Below are 16,709 nucleotides of genomic sequence, written 5' to 3' on the forward strand. Positions count from 1 at the left end.
GCGGAGGATCATCGACGACATGGCTGCTCAGCCCGCCACCGTCGCCCGACTGACCATCCGTGAGCTGTCCGCGCTCGGCGACCTCGAGGAGGTCTACGCGCTGTTCGACCGGATCTGGCAGCCGGACCGGTCCAACCCGCCCGTGACCGTCGAGCACCTGCGCGCGCTCACCCACGCCGGCAACTACGTCGCCGGCGCCTACGACGGCGACGAGCTGATCGGCGCCTGCGTCGGGTTCTTCGCCGCCCCGCCGGGCCGCTCGCTGCACTCGCACGTCGCCGGCGTCTCGTCCGCAGCCCGCGGCCGGCACGTCGGGTTCGCGCTCAAGGCGCACCAGCGGGAGTGGGCGCTCGCGCACGGGCTCAGCGAGATCACCTGGACGTTCGACCCGCTGGTGCGCCGCAACGCCTACTTCAACCTGGCCAAGCTGCAAGCGCGCCCGAGCGACTACCTCGTCGACTTCTACGGCGACATGGACGACGCGATCAACGGCGGCCAGGGCAGCGACCGGCTGCTGACGCGATGGCGGCTGGACGCGCCGGAGGTGGCGGCGGCCACCGCGGCCGGCGGCGGAACCGGCGCGGTGGCGCCGCCCGATGCCGTCGCGGCGCTGACGGAGTCGCCGTCCGGCCGGCCGCTCGTGGCACCCCGGTCGGCGTGGGCGCGGGCGCCGCGGCTGCTGGTCGCGACGCCGCCGGACATCGAGTCGCTGCGCGCGGCCGACCCCGAGACGGCCCGGCAGTGGCGCGCGGCGATGCGCGACGTGCTCGGCGAGCTGATCGGCGGCGGCGCGCGGGTGGCCGGCTTCACCCGGCCGGGGATGTACGTCGTGGAGAGGGCAGGCGCGTGAAGATCACCGGGTTCGAGCTGCGCCGCATCGCGATGCCGCTGGTGGCGCCGTTCCGGACGTCGTTCGGCGTCGAGACCGACCGCGACGTGCTGCTGGTCCGCGCCGCAACGCCCGACGGCGACGGCTGGGGCGAGTGCGTCGCGATGAGTGAGCCGCTCTATTCGCCCGAGTACGCCGACGGGGCCGCGCAGGTCATCGAGCGGTTCCTCGCGCCGCGGCTGCTGGCCACCGGCGACGTCGGCCCGCTGGACGTCGCGCGGCTGCTGGAGCCGGTGCGTGGGCACCGCATGGCGAAGGCCGCGCTGGAGACGGCGGTGCTGGACGCGTGGCTGCGGGCCCGCGGCGAGTCGTTCGGGTCGTACCTCGGCGCCGTGCGCGACCGCGTACCCGCCGGTGTCTCCGTCGGGATCATGGACTCGGTGCCCGCCCTGCTCGACTCCGTCGCGGGCTATCTCGACCAGGGCTACCTGCGGATCAAGCTGAAGATCGAGCCCGGCTGGGACGTCGCGCCGGTCGAGGCGGTGCGGTCGCGCTTCGGCTCGGACCTGCTGCTGCAGGTCGACGCGAACGCCGCCTACACACTGGCCGACGCGCGGGTGCTGGCCGCGCTGGACGAGTTCGACCTGCTGCTGATCGAGCAGCCGCTGGCCGAGGACGACCTGCGCCAGCACGCCTCGCTCGCGCAGCTGATCCGGACCCCGATCTGCCTGGACGAGTCGATCGAGTCGGCCAAGGACGCCGCCGACGCGCTGCTGCTCGGCGCCTGCCGCATCATCAACGTCAAGCCCGGCCGGGTCGGCGGCTACCTCGAGGCGCGGCGCATCCACGACCTTGCGCAGGCGCACGGCGCCGCCGTCTGGTGCGGCGGCATGCTGGAGACCGGTATCGGCCGCGCCGCCAACGTCGCGCTGGCCGCCCTGCCCGGCTTCACCCTGCCCGGCGACACCTCGGCGTCGGACCGGTACTTCGCCCAGGACGTGACCGAGCCGTTCGTCCTGGCCGACGGCCACGTCGCGGTCCCGTCCGGACCCGGCCTCGGCGTCGAGCCGCTCCCCGACGTCCTCGCCGCCCTCACGACCTCCACCACCTGGCTCCCGGCCGCCTGATGGGAGACGCTGCTCGGCTGCTTTTGCAATGAGCACCTATACGCACCGGTGCGTATAGGTGCTCATTGCAAAGTGGCCCGATCCGGCCCCCGGCGTTCGTGTCAGCGCACCAAGCGGGCGGCGTGGATTGTAGAGTTCGACGAACTCCTGCCTGTTGTCCACGTGCTTGGGTTCAGAGGTGTTGCGCATGCCCCGGCGACCGAGGGCCACGCTCGGCCGCGTCCTCGACGACCTCGGGTCGACGCTGCTCGAGGTGGTGGCCGGGCGGGTCGACTCGAGCCGGTCGGTGGGCGGGGTGGTCATCCACGACCCGCTCGACCCGCCGTCGATGCCTGACGGCGCGCTGGTGCTGGGCGTCGGGCTGGCGGCGTCGGCCGAGATCGCCGACGTGGTGCGCGCGGTCGCGGCCGACGGCGCCGTCGGGCTGGTGCTGAGGGTGCCGGTCGAGATCGACGCCGACGCGCGGCGGGCGGTCGCCGAGGAGGGCCTGGTGCTGTTCGGGCTGACCCGCGGCGCCTCGTGGGCGCAGGTGGCGGCGTTGCTGCGCAGCCTGCTGGCGGTCGACGACCTCGGCGGGGTGGATGACCAGACGCTGGCCGGCGTGGGGGCGGGCGACCTGTTCGCGCTGGCCGGGGCGGTGTCGGCGCTGCTGGATGCGCCGCTGACCATCGAGGACCTCAACTCGCGCGTCATCGCGTTCTCCGCCGACCAGGACCGCGCCGACGAGTCGCGCAAGGAGACCGTCCTCGGCCGCCAGGTGCCCGAGCGCTACCTGCGGCAGCTGGAGCAGCAGGGCGCCTTCCGAGCGCTGTACTCGTCCGACCGGCCGGTGTACCTGCCGGAGATCGACGGGGCGGAACTGCCGCGGGTGGCGATCCGGGTCCGGGCCGGCGACGAGATCCTCGGCTCCATGTGGGCGGCGGTGAAGGAGCCGCTGAGCGCCGAGCGCGAGCAGGCCTTCGTCGACGCCGCCAAGTTGGTCGCGCTGCATATGCTGCGGCATCGTGCCGGCGCCGACGTCGAGCGGCGGCTGCGGGCGGAGCTGGTCGCGACGGTGCTCGAGGGCGGGCCCGCGGCGGGCGAGGCCGCCAGCCGGCTGGGCCTGGCCGGCGGACCGGCCTGCGTACTGGCGCTGGCCGTGCCCGGCGAGGAGACCGAGCCGTCCAGCGTCGAGGCCGACCTGCAACGGGTCGCCGGAGCGTTCGCGCTGCACCTGGCCGCCGTGCATCCGCGGTCGGCGGTCGCGCTCGTCGGCGGCGTCGTCTACGGCGTCATCCCGCTGGCCGGCGACGGCGAGGGCGCGGACCTGCGGGCGGTCGCCGTCGCCGAGGAGTTCCTCAGCCGCATCGGCGCCCGCAGCCACGTCGTCGTCGGCATCGGCGCCGTGGCGGCCGGGCCGGCCCAGCTGCCGCAGTCGCGCGCCGACGCCGACCGCGCGGTCCGGGTGCTGCGGGCCCGGCCGGTCGGGTCGCGGGTCGCCCGGCTCACCGACGTGCAGACCTCGGCGTTCCTGCTCGAGCTGGGCAGCGCCATGGCGGCCGAGCGGCGGGTGCCGACCGGGCCGGTCGCGCGGCTGGCGGCGTACGACCAGCGGCATCGCTCGCAGCTGGTCGGCACCCTGCGGGCCTGGCTGGAGGCGTTCGGCGACGTGACGGCGGCCGCGGCGGCCACGCACGTGCACGTCAACACGTTCCGGTACCGGCTGCGGCGGGTCGGCGAGATCGGCGCGCTGGATCTCGCCGACCCCGACGCGCGGTTCGCGGCCATGCTGGAACTGCGGCTGCGGGCGATGGTTGATCACCCTTCGCCCGACTCGTAAGGTCTGGTCCCATGCCCGAACCCGCGGCCCGGCCGCGCGACCTCAGCCCGGCCGAGATCGGGTTCGTGCGGCAGCGGCCGGTGCCCTGGCTCAACCCAGGTCTGCTCGCCGGCACCGCCGTCCGCGTCCTGCTCGCCTACCTGTTCGGCGGCTACATGGACAAGCGCGAGCTGCAGGCCGCGCTGCCGGACCGCACGTTCGACCACTCCGCCGCCGACGAGCTGTGGTTCGACTACACCGCCGACCTCGGCGACGGCTTCGACGCCACGTACTCGGTCGCGTCGCTGCTGGCCCGGCCCGAGCTGATGCTCGACGACGGCCGGCTGCTGCCGCGCGGCGAGCTGCTCGTCCTCGGCGGCGACCAGGTGTACCCGACGGCGTCCAGCCCGGCCTACGAGAACCGGTGGAAGGGCCCGTACTACGCCGCACTGCCCGACGTCGCCGCCGACTCCCCGTCGCTGTACGCGCTGCCCGGCAACCACGACTGGTACGACGGGCTGACGGCGTTCCTGCGGCTGTTCGCGCAGGGCGACACCATCGGTGGCTGGCGCACCAGGCAGGCGCGCAGCTATTTCGCGCTGGAGCTGCCGCACCGCTGGTGGGTGTTCGCCGTCGACATCCAGCTGTCGTCGTACATCGACGAGCCGCAGCTGGACTACTTCGGCCGCGTGGCCGAGCGGCTGACGCCGGAGGACCGGATCGTGCTCGTGCCGGCCCAGCCGTCCTGGGTGAAGACGCACGACCGGCCCGACGCCTACGACAGCGTCGACTACTTCATCCGCACCGTCATCGAGCCGACCGGCGCCCGGGTGCCGTTGCTGCTCGCCGGCGACATGCACCACTACGCGCGCTACACCGGCGACGGCCCGGACGGACGCGGCCGGCAGCTGCTCACCTGCGGCGGAGGCGGCGCCTACCTCGTCGGCACCGACCACCTGCCTGACGCCGTCGCCGTCCCGCCGGAGGAGACCATCACCCGCCGGAGCAGCACCCCGCAGCGGTACGAGCTGGCCGGCGCCTACCCGTCGCGGCCGGCGTCGCGGCGGCTCGGCTGGCAGGTGTTCGCCAGGCTGCCGCGGCGCAATCCTGGCTTCGTCTGGCTGCTCGGGCTCATGCAGACGCTGCTCATGCTGGCGTTCGTGACGTCGCCGGACCACCTGATCACCCCGGCGACGGTCACCGGCGTGACCGCCGTGCTGGTCGGGACCGCCGTGTTCACGCTGGTCCTGGGGGTGCGCAACCGCAAGCACATCGTCGCGGCGCTGGCCCACGCGGTACCGCACGTGGCGCTGGCCGCCGGGGGAGCGGTGGCGTGGTCGGCGCTGCCGCTGTCCGACCTCGCCAACCCCTGGGCGACGCTGCTGGCCTTCGCCGTCTACGGCCCGGTCATCGGCGTCCTCGACAGCTGGGTCGTCGGCGCATACCTGCTGGTCGCGCGGCACTTCGACGTCAACGTCAACGAGCTGTACGCGGGCATGGGCATCGAGGACCACAAGAGCTTCCTGCGCTTCCACATCGGCCGCGACGGGTCGCTGACGGTGTACCCGGTGGCCGTCGACCGGGTGGCGCACGACTGGCGGGCCGACCCCGGCGGCGCGCCGGGCACGCCCTGGATCGTCCCGGCCGACCCGCTGCACGCCACGCTGGCCGAGCCACCCGTCCTGGTCGACGGGCCCGGGGGCCGCGCCGGATAGGCTGGAATTCTGCCAGCCGGGGGAGGCGACATGCGGTTCCTGCACGACCGGGTCCCCGACCAGGACCTCACCTACAGCGACGTGTTCCTCGTGCCGAACCGGTCCCAGGTCGGTTCGCGGCTCGACGTCGACCTCACGACCGCCGACGGCACGGGGACCACGATCCCGCTGGTCGCGGCGAACATGACCGCGGTGTCGGGGCGCCGGATGGCCGAGACGCTGGCCCGCTGCGGCGGCCTGGCGATCATCCCGCAGGACATCCCGCCCGACGTCGTCACCGACGTCATCGCCTGGGTGAAGGAGCGGCACGCGGTCTACGACACCCCGCTGACCATGCCGCCCGACGGCACCGTGGGTGAGGCGTACAACCTGCTACCCAAGCGCGGCCACGGCGCCGTCTTCGTCGTCGAGGACGGCCGCGCGATCGGCGTCGTCACTGAGGCCGACTGCCAGGACGTCGACCGGTTCACCCAGCTGCACTCGGTGATGTCGCGCGAGGTGCTGACGCTGCCCGACGGCGTCGCCGCGGAGGACGCGTTCAACCAGCTGCACGACGGACGGCACCGGCTGGCCCCGGTGGTCGGCACGGACGGCCGCATCGTCGGCATCCTGACCCGCGAGCGGGCGCTGCGGGCCACCCTGTACGCGCCGGCGCTCGACGACGCCGGGCGCATGCGCATCGGCACGGCCGTCGGCATCAACGGCGACGTCGAGGGCAAGGCGAAGGCGCTACTGGCCGCCGGCACCGACGTGCTGGTGGTCGACACCGCGCACGGGCACCAGGAGCGCATGCTCGACGTCCTGCGACGGGTCCGGTCGCTGGACCCGCAGGTGCCCGTCGTCGCCGGCAACGTCGTGACGGCCGAGGGGGTCAGCGACCTCGTCGCGGCCGGGGCCGACATCGTGAAGGTCGGCGTCGGACCAGGCGCCATGTGCACCACCCGCATGATGACCGGCGTCGGCCGGCCGCAGTTCTCCTCCGTCCTCGAGTGCGCCCGGCGCGCCCGCGAGCTGGGCGTCCACGTGTGGGCCGACGGCGGCGTGCGGCACCCGCGCGACGTCGCCCTGGCACTGGCCGCGGGGGCGGACAACGTGATGATCGGGTCCTGGTTCGCCGGCACCTACGAGTCCCCCGGCGACGTGCTGCGCGACGGCGAGGGCCGGATGTACAAGGAGAGCTTCGGCATGGCGTCGGCCCGCGCGGTGCGGCTGCGCACCGCCGAGGACTCCGCGTTCGAGCGGGCCCGCAAGGGCATCTTCGAGGAGGGCGTCTCGCAGGCGCGCATGTACCTCGAGCCGTCGCGGCCCAGCGTCGAGGACCTCGTCGACACCATCGTCGCCGGGGTGCGCAGCTCCTTCACCTATGTCGGCGCCGGGACGATCGAGGAGTTCCGCGAGCGCGCCGTGGTGGGTGTTCAGAGCGCTTCGGGGTACACCGAGGGGATGCCTGTGGACGTGAGCTGGTGACCACCGCCCTGGCGGTCCGGTATGCCCGGTACGGCGACCCCGGCGTGCTGTCGCTGGACGCCGTCGAGCCGCCGGTGCCCGGCGCCGGCGAGGTGCGGGTCGCGGTCCGCGCGGCCGGCGTCAACCCGTACGACGCCAAGGCGCGGCGCGGCCTGTACGCGAGCGACGGCGCACCGGCCGAGCCCGCGCGGGTCGGCCTGGAGTACGCCGGCACCATCGACGCGCTCGGGCCGGACGTCACCGGCTGGTCGCCGGGCGACGACGTGTTCGGGCTGGCGTCCGGCTCGGCCGCCACGCACATCGTCGTTCCGGCCGAGGGGCTGGTGGCCAAGCCCGCCCGGCTCTCGTTCGTGCAGGCGGCCGCGCTGCCGGTGGCCTGCGAGACGGCGTACCGCGTGATCCGGCTGCTGGACGTCCGGGCCGGCGACATCCTGCTCGTGCACGCCGCCGCCGGCGCGGTCGGACTGGTGGCCGGTCAGCTGGCGCTGGCCCGCGGCGCCCGGGTCATCGGCACCGCGGGACCGGCGAACCACGAGTTCCTGGCCTCGCTCGGGGTCGAGCCGGTGCTCTACGGCGACGGGCTGGCTGCGCGCGTGCGGGCGCTGGCCCCGGACGGCGTCGACGCCGTGCTGGACGCGTCGGGGCGCGACGTGCTGCCGGTGTCGATCGAGCTGGCCGGCGGCCCGGACCGGGTCGTCACCATCGCCGACGGGTCCGCCGCGCAGTACCGCGTGCGAGCCAGCTGGACCGCGGACCTGCCGCTGCCGGAGGTGTTCGAGGCGGTGCTGCCGCTGGTCGAGCAGGGGACGGTGCGGATGCCCATCGCCGCGACGTTCCCGCTGGAGCAGGTCGCCGCCGCCCAGGAGCTCAGCGAGACCGGCCACCTGCGCGGCAAGATCGTCCTGACGGTCGGCTGATCGGGCCGGCTGGTCAGGCCGCGAGCCGGGCCAGCAGCTCGCTCGCCGGCACCGACCCCGGTGCCACCCGCTCCCGCGCCGCGACGACGGCCAACTGGCGGACCAGGTCGTTCGCCGGGGCCGGCACGCCGTGCAGCCGCGCCAGCAGGACGATCTCGCCGTTGAGGTAGTCGGCCTCGATCGAGCCGGTGCCGCGCAGCAGGCTCTGCACCGACGAGCCGCCGCCGGGCGCCTGCCCCTCGAACGCCGGCATCCGCAGGATGTCCCCGCGCCGGGCGAGGTCGGTCTCCTCGTCGACGACGTCGGCGCCGGCCGCCGCCAGCACCGCCTCGCCCTCGGCCCGCAGCAGCTCGACCACGCGCGCGGCGTCGCCGTCGCCGGTGCCGCACAGCGCGGTGACCGCGTTGCCGAGGTTCATCACCAGCTTGCGGTACTTCCACCGCATGATGTCCTCGCGCGGCTCGGAGAGGAAGCCGGCCTTGGCGAGGTCGGCCGCGACCGAACGTGCGACGTCGTCGACGCCGCCCGGGTAGCGGCCGAGGTCGAGGATGCCCGGCACCGGTGCCGACCGCGCCTGCACGACGCCCGCCTGGACGTGCGCCGCCGGAAACATCACGCACACGCCGTACACGTGCGAGAACAGCCGCAGCGCCAGGCGCTCGTTGGCCACGCCGTTCTGGACGCACACGACCGGCGTCGACGGCTCCGCGACCGCGCGCAGCGCCTCCAGCGCGGCCGGGGTGTCCTGGCTCTTCATGGTGAGCACCACGACGTCGCCGGGCTCCACGCCGGCCTCCGCGGGCGACCCGTACACGGGCACCGGGACCGTCGTCGCACCCTCCGGCGACTCGACCCGCAACCCGCCGGACCGGATGGCGGACAGGTGTGCGCCGCGGGCGATGAGTCGGACGTCGAACCCGGCCGTGTGCAGGCGTGCGCCGAGGACGCCGCCGATCGCGCCGGCGCCGTAGATCACGAAGGCCATGGTCGTACGGTATCCGGTCGCCGCGCGCAGTAGAATTCCGCGGCGTGACCGAGTCGACTCTCCCCGAGCCCGCCCTGCCGTCCGTCTACGACCCGGCGGCGGTAGAGATGCCCCTCTACCAGGGCTGGGTCGACCGCGGCTATTTCGAGGCCGACGAGAAGAGCGACAAGCCCCCGTACTGCATCGTCATCCCGCCGCCGAACGTCACCGGGTCGCTGCACCTGGGCCACGCGTTCGAGCACACGCTGATCGACGCGCTGGTGCGGCGGCGGCGCATGCAGGGCTACGAGGCGCTGTGGATGCCCGGCATGGACCACGCGGGCATCGCCACCCAGAACGTCGTCGAGCGCGAGCTGGCCAAGGAGGGCGCGTCGCGGCACGACCTCGGGCGTGAGGCGTTCGTCGAGAAGGTCTGGGAGTGGAAGGCCGAGTCCGGCGGCCGCATCCTCGCCCAGATGCGCCGGCTCGGCGACGGCGTCGCCTGGAGCCGCGAGCGGTTCACCATGGACGAGGGCCTGTCGCGCGCCGTCCAGACCATCTTCAAGCGGCTCTACGACGACGAGCTGATCTACCGCGCCGAGCGGATCATCAACTGGTGCGTGCGCTGCCACACCGCGCTGTCCGACATCGAGGTGGAGCACAGTGAGGACGAGGGCGAGCTGGTCTCGATCCGCTACAGCGACGACGTCGTCGTGGCCACCACCCGCGCTGAGACGATGCTCGGCGACACCGCCGTGGCCGTGCACCCCGACGACGAGCGCTACAAGCACCTCATCGGCACCGAGCTGGAGCTGCCGCTGACCGGCCGGCGCATCCCGGTCGTCGGCGACCCGCACGTCGACCCGTCGTTCGGCACCGGCATGGTCAAGGTCACGCCGGCGCACGACCCCAACGACTTCGAGATCGGCCGCCGGCACGACCTCCCGATGCTCACCATCATGGACGAGCAGGGCGTCATCACCGCGCACGGCCCGTTCCAGGGGCTGGACCGCTTCGAGGCCCGGCCGGCCATCGTCGCCGCGCTGCGCGAGCAGGGCCGCATCGTCTCCGAGAAGCGGCCGTACGTGCACGCCGTCGGGCACTGCTCGCGATGCAAGACCGTGGTCGAGCCGCGGCTGTCGCTGCAGTGGTGGGTCAAGGTCGAGCCGCTGGCCAAGGCGTCGGGCGACGCCGTCCGCGACGGCCGCGTGGCCATCCACCCGAAGTCGATGGAGGCGCGCTGGTTCGGCTGGGTCGACGACATGCACGACTGGTGCATCTCGCGCCAGCTGTGGTGGGGCCACCGCATCCCGGTCTGGTACGGGCCTGGCGGCGAGGTCGTCTGCGTCGGCCCCGACGACGACGTCCCCAGCGGCGAGGGCTGGGTGCAGGACGAGGACGTGCTCGACACCTGGTTCTCGTCGGCGCTGTGGCCGTTCTCGACGCTCGGCTGGCCCGACGAGACGCCTGCGCTGGAGAAGTTCTACCCGAACCAGGTGCTGGTCACCGGCTACGACATCCTGTTCTTCTGGGTGGCCCGGATGATGATGTTCGGGCTGTACGCGCATGCCGACGCCGGCCCCGATAAGGCGATCCCGTTTCACACCATCGCGCTGCACGGCATGGTCCGCGACGAGCGCGGCAAGAAGATGTCCAAGTCGTTCGGCAACGCCGTCGACCCGCTGGACTGGATGGACGCCTACGGGTCCGACGCGCTGCGGTTCACGCTCGCGCGCGGCGCCAACCCCGGCGCCGACGTCCCGATCGGCGAGGACTGGGTCCAGGCGTCGCGCAACTTCTGCAACAAGCTGTGGAACGCCACCCGGTTCGCGCTGATCAGCGGCGCCCGCGTGGGTGAGCTGCCGCCGTCCGGCGAGCTGACGGCCGTCGACCGGTGGATCCTGTCCCGGCTGAACACCGTGCTGGCCGAGGTCGACGCGTTCTACGAGGACTACCAGTTCGCCAAGGCCAGCGAGACGCTCTACCACTTCGCCTGGGACGAGTTCTGCGACTGGTACGTCGAGCTGGCCAAGACGCAGCTGGGCGCGGGCGGCGCGGGCGGCGCGGTCGCCGGCCGGACCCAGCTGGTGCTCGGGCACGTCCTCGACCGTCTGCTGCGCGTGCTGCACCCGGTGACGCCGTTCGTCACCGAGGCGCTGTGGACGACGCTGACCGGCCAGGAGTCGCTGGTGGTCGCGGACTGGCCGGCGCCCGACGCGGGGCGCGACGACCCCGGCGCCGAGGCCACCGTCGCCGAGCTGCAGCGGCTGATCACCGAGGTGCGCCGGTTCCGCAGCGACCAGGGCGTCAAGCCGGGCCAGAAGGTCCCGGCCCGGCTCGTCGGCGCCGATGCCGCCGTGCTGGCCGGGCACGAGGCCGCGTTCCGGTCGCTGACCCGGCTGACCGAGCCGTCCGACGGCTTCACCGCGACCGCCCAGGTCGTCGTCGGCGCCGTCACCGTCGAGCTGGACCTCTCCGGCGCCGTCGACGTCGAGGCCGAGCGCAAGCGCCTGAGCAAGGACCTCGCGACCGAGCGGAAGGCGCTGGAGCAGGCGCTGCGCAAGCTCGGCAACGAGCAGTTCCTCGCCAAGGCGCCGGAGGCGGAGGTCGACAAGGTCCGCGGCCGCCGCACCGCCGCCGAGGGCGAGATCGCCCGGCTCGAGACCCAGCTGGCCGGCCTGCCGCAGGGCGCGCCGTGAGCGACGACGTCCTGCGCGACATCGAGGCCGAGCTGCTGGCCCGGCGCCCGGAGTCGCGGGTCGAGCCGTCGCTGGAGCGCATCCGCGACCTTGTCGACCTCCTCGGCAACCCGCAGCGCGCGTACCCCGTCCTGCACATCGGCGGCACCAACGGCAAGACGTCGACGGCGCGCATGGCCGACGCGCTGCTGCGCGAGCTGAACCTGCGCACCGGCCGGTACACCAGCCCGCACCTGCAGTCGGTCACCGAGCGCATCGTGCTCGACGGCGAGCCGATCACGCCGGCCCGCTTCGCCGCCACGTACGCCGAGGTCAAGCCGTACCTCGACCTCGTCGACTCCAAGCACGACGTGCTGCTGGGCTACTTCGAGGTGCTGACTGCGCTGGCCTATGCCGCGTTCGCCGACGCCCCCGTCGAGGCCGCCGTCGTCGAGGTCGGCCTGGGCGGCGCCTGGGACGCCACCAACGTCGCCGACGGCCGGGTCGCGGTCGTCACCTCGGTCGCCATCGACCACGTCGAGTACCTCGGTGACACCATCGAGGAGATCGCCACCGAGAAGGCCGGCATCATCAAGCCCGGCGGCTACGCGATCCTCGGGCCGCAGACCACGGCCGCCGCCCAGATCCTGCTCGCGCGCGTCGCCGAGACCGGCGCGACCGTCGCCCGGCAGGGGCTGGAGTTCGGCCTGCGCAGCCGCGAGATGGCCGTCGGCGGGCAGCTTCTCGGCCTGCAGGGGCTGACCGGCCCGTACGACGAGATCTTCCTGCCGCTGCACGGCGAGTACCAGGCGCACAACGCGGCGGCGGCGCTGGCCGCGGTCGAGGCGTTCGTCGGCGGCGGCCGTGAGGCGCTAGACGCCGACCTGGTCCGGGCCGCGTTCGCCCGCGTCACCTCGCCCGGCCGGCTGGAGGCGCTGCGCCGCGGCCCGGTCGTGCTGGCCGACGCCGCGCACAACCCGGCCGGCGCCGCGGCGCTCGCGGCAGCCCTCACCGAGGAGTTCGCCGGCACCGCGCTGGTCGCCGTCGTCGCCGCCATGGCCGACAAGGACGTCGAGGGCATCCTCACCGAGCTGGAGCCCGCGGTCGAGGCCGTGGTCGTCACCGAGAACTCCTCGCCTCGCACCATGCCGGTCGACCAGTTGGCCAATGTCGCCGTCGACGTGTTCGGCCAGGACCGCGTCCACCAGGCGGTGCCGCTGCCCGAGGCGATCGACGTCGGGCTGCGGCTGGCCGAGCGGGAGGAGTCGCTGGGCGGCTACGGAGTGATCGTCACCGGCTCGGTCGTGACGGCGGGCGACGCGCGGGTGGCGTTCGGGGCGGCGTCGTGAACCGCATCGCCGCCGCCATGCTGTCGATCCAGGTGATCGTCGTACTCCTGGCCGTCCCGGTCGCCATCAACATCGCCGACGTCGGCCGCGGCACCGCCTGGCTGGCCGGCGGCGGCATCGCGCTGCTGTGCGTGCTCGGCGCGGCGACCGTGCGCCGCGGCCGGCCCGGCTACGTCCTCGGCACGGCCGCCCAGGTGGCGTCGGTGGCCGCCGGCATCGTGGTGCCGGCGATGCTCATCCTGGGCGGCATCTTCGCCCTGCTGTGGTTCGTCCTGCTGCGCATCGGCCCCCAGGTCGAGCGCGAGAAGGCGGCCCGAGAGGCGCAGCAGCCGGAGTGATGAGGGGCGTTTCAGTGGCGCTCTGGCACCACCGAACCACCCGCCATCACGAACCACCGGCGAGGTAGGCGGCTTCGATCTCGCGCAGGACGGCGCCGGGTTCGGCTCGGAGGCGTGCTGGTGAGACGGGGAGGACGCGCCAGCCGAGGGCGGCGTAGCGGGCGCGGCGTTCCTCGGTGCGTGTGGGTGCGTCGCCGAAGCCGTGGAAGCTGCGCGAGTCGACCTCGACGACCAGGCGGGCGCGTTCCCAGCAGGCGTCGGGGTGGATGCCGCGCTGGCCGGGGAGCACCTGGTTCCAGCGGGGTTCGGGGAGGAACTGGCTGGTGCGGACGAGGTCGCGCAGTTCGCACTCGGGTGCGGAGCGGCAGCCCGCCTCGATGTCCTGCATCGCGAGCCGGGCCAGCGCGCCGCCACGACGTGAGGCGGCGGCGACCTCGTCGCGCAGGGCGCTGAGCGTGGCTCGGCGGCGTTGGACGACTTCGCACAGGAGGGCGCGGGTGTTGCGCAGCGCGAGGTCCCGGTGGTGGCCGGGGTGGTGCCAGCAGCCGGGGCACCCGTCGGTACGGGAACACTCCGGCCGCCAGTCCGCGGGCAGGTGGCCCCGGCGGACCACGGTCTCCACGACGGCCCGCGCCGCCGGGACGACGGGAACCACGCCGGGAACCGGACGATGTCCGGCCTCGTCCAGCAGCACATGGAGCGGTACGCCGCGCGTGGGGTCGTCGTCGACCCACAGCTGCGCCTCGGGAGGGTGAGTCGTCCGGCAGACCCGGACGAAGCCGTTGGTCCGGCGGGCCGAGTCCCAGGACACCAGCACGTCGATCGTGTCACCAGCCGGCGGGCCGTACGCCAGCCCGTGCATCTCAGCCGCCCACGCGCCGCTGATCGCGGCGTCAGGGCCGCCGTGCAGGACCGCTGCCCGGCGCCGGTGCTGCGGGGCGAGCGGTCCGTTGAAGGTCGCGTAGATACCCGGCAGAACGCGCTGCCACGGTCCGCCGGGCCGGATTGCGTACTTGACCGCGTCCCTGGTCATACCGGTGGCCAGGGACTGCTGACGGGTGATCAGGCCGTCCTGCGCCTGTGCGAGTGGGAGAGCGCGTTGAGGTGGCACGATTCGATCGTGCGCGACAGGAGCGCGGAGGGAAAGCGAGAATCCGCGGCCTGTGGACAACGAATGGCGGGTGGTTCGGTGGCGCTGTAGTGCCACTGAACCACCCGCCATCACGCCGCGGACTAGAGGCCGGGGAACCAGAGGTCGAGCTCGCGCTTGGCCGCCTCGGGGGAGTCGGACGCGTGCACGAGGTTCTCGGAGTTGGACAGCGCGAGGTCGCCGCGGATGGTGCCGGGAGCGGCCTTGCGGCCGTCGGTGGCGCCGTTCATCGCCCGCACGACGTCGATGGCCTGGTCGCCGTCGAGGACCAGCGCGACCAGCGGGCCGCCGGTGACGAACTCGCGCAGCGCGGGGTAGAACGGCTTGTCGACGTGCTCGGCGTAGTGCGCGTCCGACAGCGTGGGGTCGATGGTGCGCTGGTCCAGCGCGACGATGGTCAGGCCCTTGCGTTCGTAGCGGGCCAGAATCTCCCCGACCAGGCCGCGGCGGACGGCGTCGGGCTTGATCAGGACGAGCGTGCGCTCGGACACGGATGCTCCTGTGCGGTCGGACGGATCGGCAATGATCCCGACAGTAGCCAATCGGCCCGCCGAGACGCTCGTCAGGTGCGCGGCGGCACGATGAAAGGCTCGTGAAAGCGGCCGCCGGTAGCGTCCACGGTGCTGGGGGTACGCATCCGGCAGGCGGCATGACCACGGTCAGCCATCCAAGGTAAAGTTCCCCCGAACGTCCAGGGGGCAGCGGGGTTGCTTGCACGTCGAAGCGTCCGGCGACGCGGCGTCCTAACCGGTCGCCTCGGCCGGTGCTCCGACACGGTCCCCCGGCTGCGCCCGGCCCTCCCGGCCGGTTCGGGAGGGCAGTGACGGGGCGACGAGGCAGGAGCGGTAGAGGCACCTCATGGCGGGGACAACTCAGACGACTGACGCAGCCAACGAGCGCCAGCGCGCGCGGGAACAGCGCGGCATCCGCAGCAACCAACGCGTCCGGGCCGAGAGCACGCGGCTGCCGGCGCCACCCAGGCAGCGACGCCCGGCACTGGCCGCGCTCGCGGTACTGCTCATCGTCGGCGGTGCGGCCATCGCCGCGCTGCTGGCCATGCGCGTCGACGAGCGCACGCCGGTCCTCGTCGTGACGCAGCCCATCGCCGCGGGGGAGCTGATCCCCGAGAGCGCGATCGGCACCACGCAGGTCGCCGCCGAGGGCACCGACCTCATCCCTGAGTCGCAGCTCGACCTCGTCACCAGCCGCTACGCGCGGGTCAGCATCGCCGAGGGCCAGCTGCTCGACACCACCATGCTCAGTGACCAGGCGCCGCTCCGCGAGGGCCAGGTGGCCGTCGGCGCCTTCCTCGGGCAGGGCTTCCTGCCCGCCGGCGGCCTACGGCCCGGCGACATCGTCGACCTCGTCTCGATCGTCACCGGCGAGGGCGAGACGATCGTCGAGGGCGCCCGGGTCGCCACGGCAACCGCCGCGGAGGGGTCCGGCGACGCAGGGGGCGGCACCGGTTCGCTGGTGACGCTGCTGGTCGACCGCGCCGACTCCGCCACCGTCGGCGGCCTGGCCGCCACCAGCCAGCTCGTCGTCATGCTGGTCGAGCGCGGCACCCCGTTCGAGTCCGGCGAGGAGTGACCGGGGTGCTCATCGCGTTCGCGTCCGCCAAGGGCTCCCCGGGGGTGACCACCACGGTCAACGCGCTCGGGGCCATCTGGCCGTACGACGTCGTCGTCGCCGACTTCGACCCCGCCGGGGGCGACCTCGCGCTGCGTCACCGCGACGCCGAGGGCGAGCCGCTCGACCCCGAGCGCGGCCTGCTGTCGCTGGCCGCCGCCGCCCGCCGGGGCGTCGGTGAGGCGAACATGGCCGAGCACCTGCAGACCGCCGACGGCGGCCTCGACCTGCTGGCCGGCGTCGTCCGGCCCGAGCAGCTCACCGGCATCGGCTCGGTCTGGCCGGCGATGGCCACCATGCTCAAGACGCTGCCGGTCGACGCGCTGGTCGACTGCGGCCGCATCGTCCCCGGCACCCCGCTGCTGCCGGTCATGAACGCCGCCGACGCCGTCGTCTTCGTGGTCCGCCCGGGCATCGAGTACTACGCGCACCTGCGCGAACGGCTGCGCTGGCTGGCCGAGCCGCTGCAGATCGGCCAGGTGGGCAGCATCCCGATCGGCATCGTGCTGGTCACCGACAGCCGCGACACCTCGGCCCCGCGCGACCTCGACCGCCTGCTGCAGCACGACGGCCACCAGGTCACCGTGCTCGGCCGCATCGCCGACGACCCCAAGGCGGCCGGCGCCCTGGCCGGCCGGTGGAGCCGCCGCATCGACCGCTCGCTGCTCGTGCGCTCGGCCCGCGAGCTCAGCGAATCCGTCCGGCGGCTGGCCGACGCACACGCGCGCATCCCGAGCAGGAGCTGACC

At 73.8% G+C, this 16,709-nt stretch carries 14 protein-coding genes; 11 read left to right on the top strand and 3 right to left on the bottom strand.

Translation table 11 applies throughout. The features are described 5' to 3' along the window. Nucleotides 1–19: 19 nt before the first annotated feature. From BLV05_RS14260 to BLV05_RS14285, 6 genes are all read left to right on the top strand, one after another. Nucleotides 20–850 carry a GNAT family N-acetyltransferase gene (locus tag BLV05_RS14260; RefSeq protein ID WP_197683652.1) on the top strand — a complete coding sequence of 277 codons (831 nt, stop codon included), beginning with the start codon at nucleotides 20–22 and terminating at the stop codon, nucleotides 848–850. Then, entirely contained in the window at nucleotides 847–1,956 is a 1,110-nt protein-coding gene (menC, locus tag BLV05_RS14265; protein WP_172860647.1) for an o-succinylbenzoate synthase, read from the top strand. Before BLV05_RS14260 ends, menC begins: the two co-directional genes overlap by 4 nt. A gap of 187 nt (nucleotides 1,957–2,143) precedes the next feature. After that, complete coding sequence (locus tag BLV05_RS14270; protein ID WP_046767386.1) at nucleotides 2,144–3,775, top strand: PucR family transcriptional regulator; 1,632 nt, start codon at nucleotides 2,144–2,146, stop codon at nucleotides 3,773–3,775. Nucleotides 3,776–3,786: 11 nt separating this feature from the next. Next, nucleotides 3,787–5,469: a metallophosphoesterase gene (locus BLV05_RS14275; RefSeq protein ID WP_046767385.1), complete on the top strand. Its 1,683-nt coding sequence runs from the start codon at nucleotides 3,787–3,789 to the stop codon at nucleotides 5,467–5,469. A 30-nt stretch (nucleotides 5,470–5,499) separates the two neighbouring features. Then, entirely contained in the window at nucleotides 5,500–6,936 is a 1,437-nt protein-coding gene (locus BLV05_RS14280; protein WP_046767384.1) for a GuaB1 family IMP dehydrogenase-related protein, read from the top strand. Beyond that, nucleotides 6,930–7,853, top strand: a complete 924-nt coding sequence (locus tag BLV05_RS14285; protein WP_407716986.1) for an NADP-dependent oxidoreductase — start codon at nucleotides 6,930–6,932, stop codon at nucleotides 7,851–7,853. The genes BLV05_RS14280 and BLV05_RS14285 overlap by 7 nt, the downstream gene beginning before the upstream one ends. 13 nt (nucleotides 7,854–7,866) lie before the next feature. Here the strand turns inward: BLV05_RS14285 and BLV05_RS14290 are convergent, their stop codons facing one another. Then, entirely contained in the window at nucleotides 7,867–8,838 is a 972-nt protein-coding gene (locus BLV05_RS14290; protein WP_046767383.1) for a ketopantoate reductase family protein, read from the bottom strand. 44 nt (nucleotides 8,839–8,882) lie between these two features. On the opposite strand from BLV05_RS14290, the gene BLV05_RS14295 reads away from it, so the two are divergent. The 3 genes from BLV05_RS14295 to BLV05_RS14305 are packed head-to-tail and all read left to right on the top strand — an operon-like array spanning nucleotide 8,883 to nucleotide 13,182. Further along, entirely contained in the window at nucleotides 8,883–11,516 is a 2,634-nt protein-coding gene (locus BLV05_RS14295; RefSeq protein ID WP_046767382.1) for a valine--tRNA ligase, read from the top strand. Next, complete coding sequence (locus tag BLV05_RS14300) at nucleotides 11,513–12,844, top strand: bifunctional folylpolyglutamate synthase/dihydrofolate synthase (RefSeq protein WP_046767381.1); 1,332 nt, start codon at nucleotides 11,513–11,515, stop codon at nucleotides 12,842–12,844. The genes BLV05_RS14295 and BLV05_RS14300 overlap by 4 nt, the downstream gene beginning before the upstream one ends. Then, the gene (locus BLV05_RS14305) at nucleotides 12,841–13,182 is read left to right on the top strand and encodes a DUF4233 domain-containing protein (RefSeq protein WP_052762224.1); all 342 of its coding nucleotides are present in this window, start codon (nucleotides 12,841–12,843) and stop codon (nucleotides 13,180–13,182) included. The genes BLV05_RS14300 and BLV05_RS14305 overlap by 4 nt, the downstream gene beginning before the upstream one ends. Nucleotides 13,183–13,228: 46 nt before the next feature. Here BLV05_RS14305 and BLV05_RS14310 read toward each other — a convergent pair whose 3' ends face one another. After that, the gene (locus BLV05_RS14310) at nucleotides 13,229–14,293 is read right to left on the bottom strand and encodes a hypothetical protein (RefSeq protein ID WP_152690623.1); all 1,065 of its coding nucleotides are present in this window, start codon (nucleotides 14,291–14,293) and stop codon (nucleotides 13,229–13,231) included. 122 nt (nucleotides 14,294–14,415) lie between these two features. Then, the gene (gene ndk / locus BLV05_RS14315) at nucleotides 14,416–14,823 is read right to left on the bottom strand and encodes a nucleoside-diphosphate kinase (protein ID WP_082155020.1); all 408 of its coding nucleotides are present in this window, start codon (nucleotides 14,821–14,823) and stop codon (nucleotides 14,416–14,418) included. Between the two features lie 367 nt (nucleotides 14,824–15,190). Between ndk and BLV05_RS14320 the strand changes: the two genes are divergently transcribed. Both BLV05_RS14320 and BLV05_RS14325 read left to right on the top strand, forming a co-directional pair. Beyond that, entirely contained in the window at nucleotides 15,191–15,922 is a 732-nt protein-coding gene (locus BLV05_RS14320; protein ID WP_052762223.1) for an SAF domain-containing protein, read from the top strand. 5 nt (nucleotides 15,923–15,927) lie between these two features. Next, nucleotides 15,928–16,707: a hypothetical protein gene (locus BLV05_RS14325; protein WP_046767485.1), complete on the top strand. Its 780-nt coding sequence runs from the start codon at nucleotides 15,928–15,930 to the stop codon at nucleotides 16,705–16,707. The last annotated feature ends 2 nt before the right edge of the window (nucleotides 16,708–16,709 follow it).

The sequence above is a fragment of the Jiangella alkaliphila genome, from assembly GCF_900105925.1.
Classification (GTDB): domain Bacteria; phylum Actinomycetota; class Actinomycetes; order Jiangellales; family Jiangellaceae; genus Jiangella; species Jiangella alkaliphila.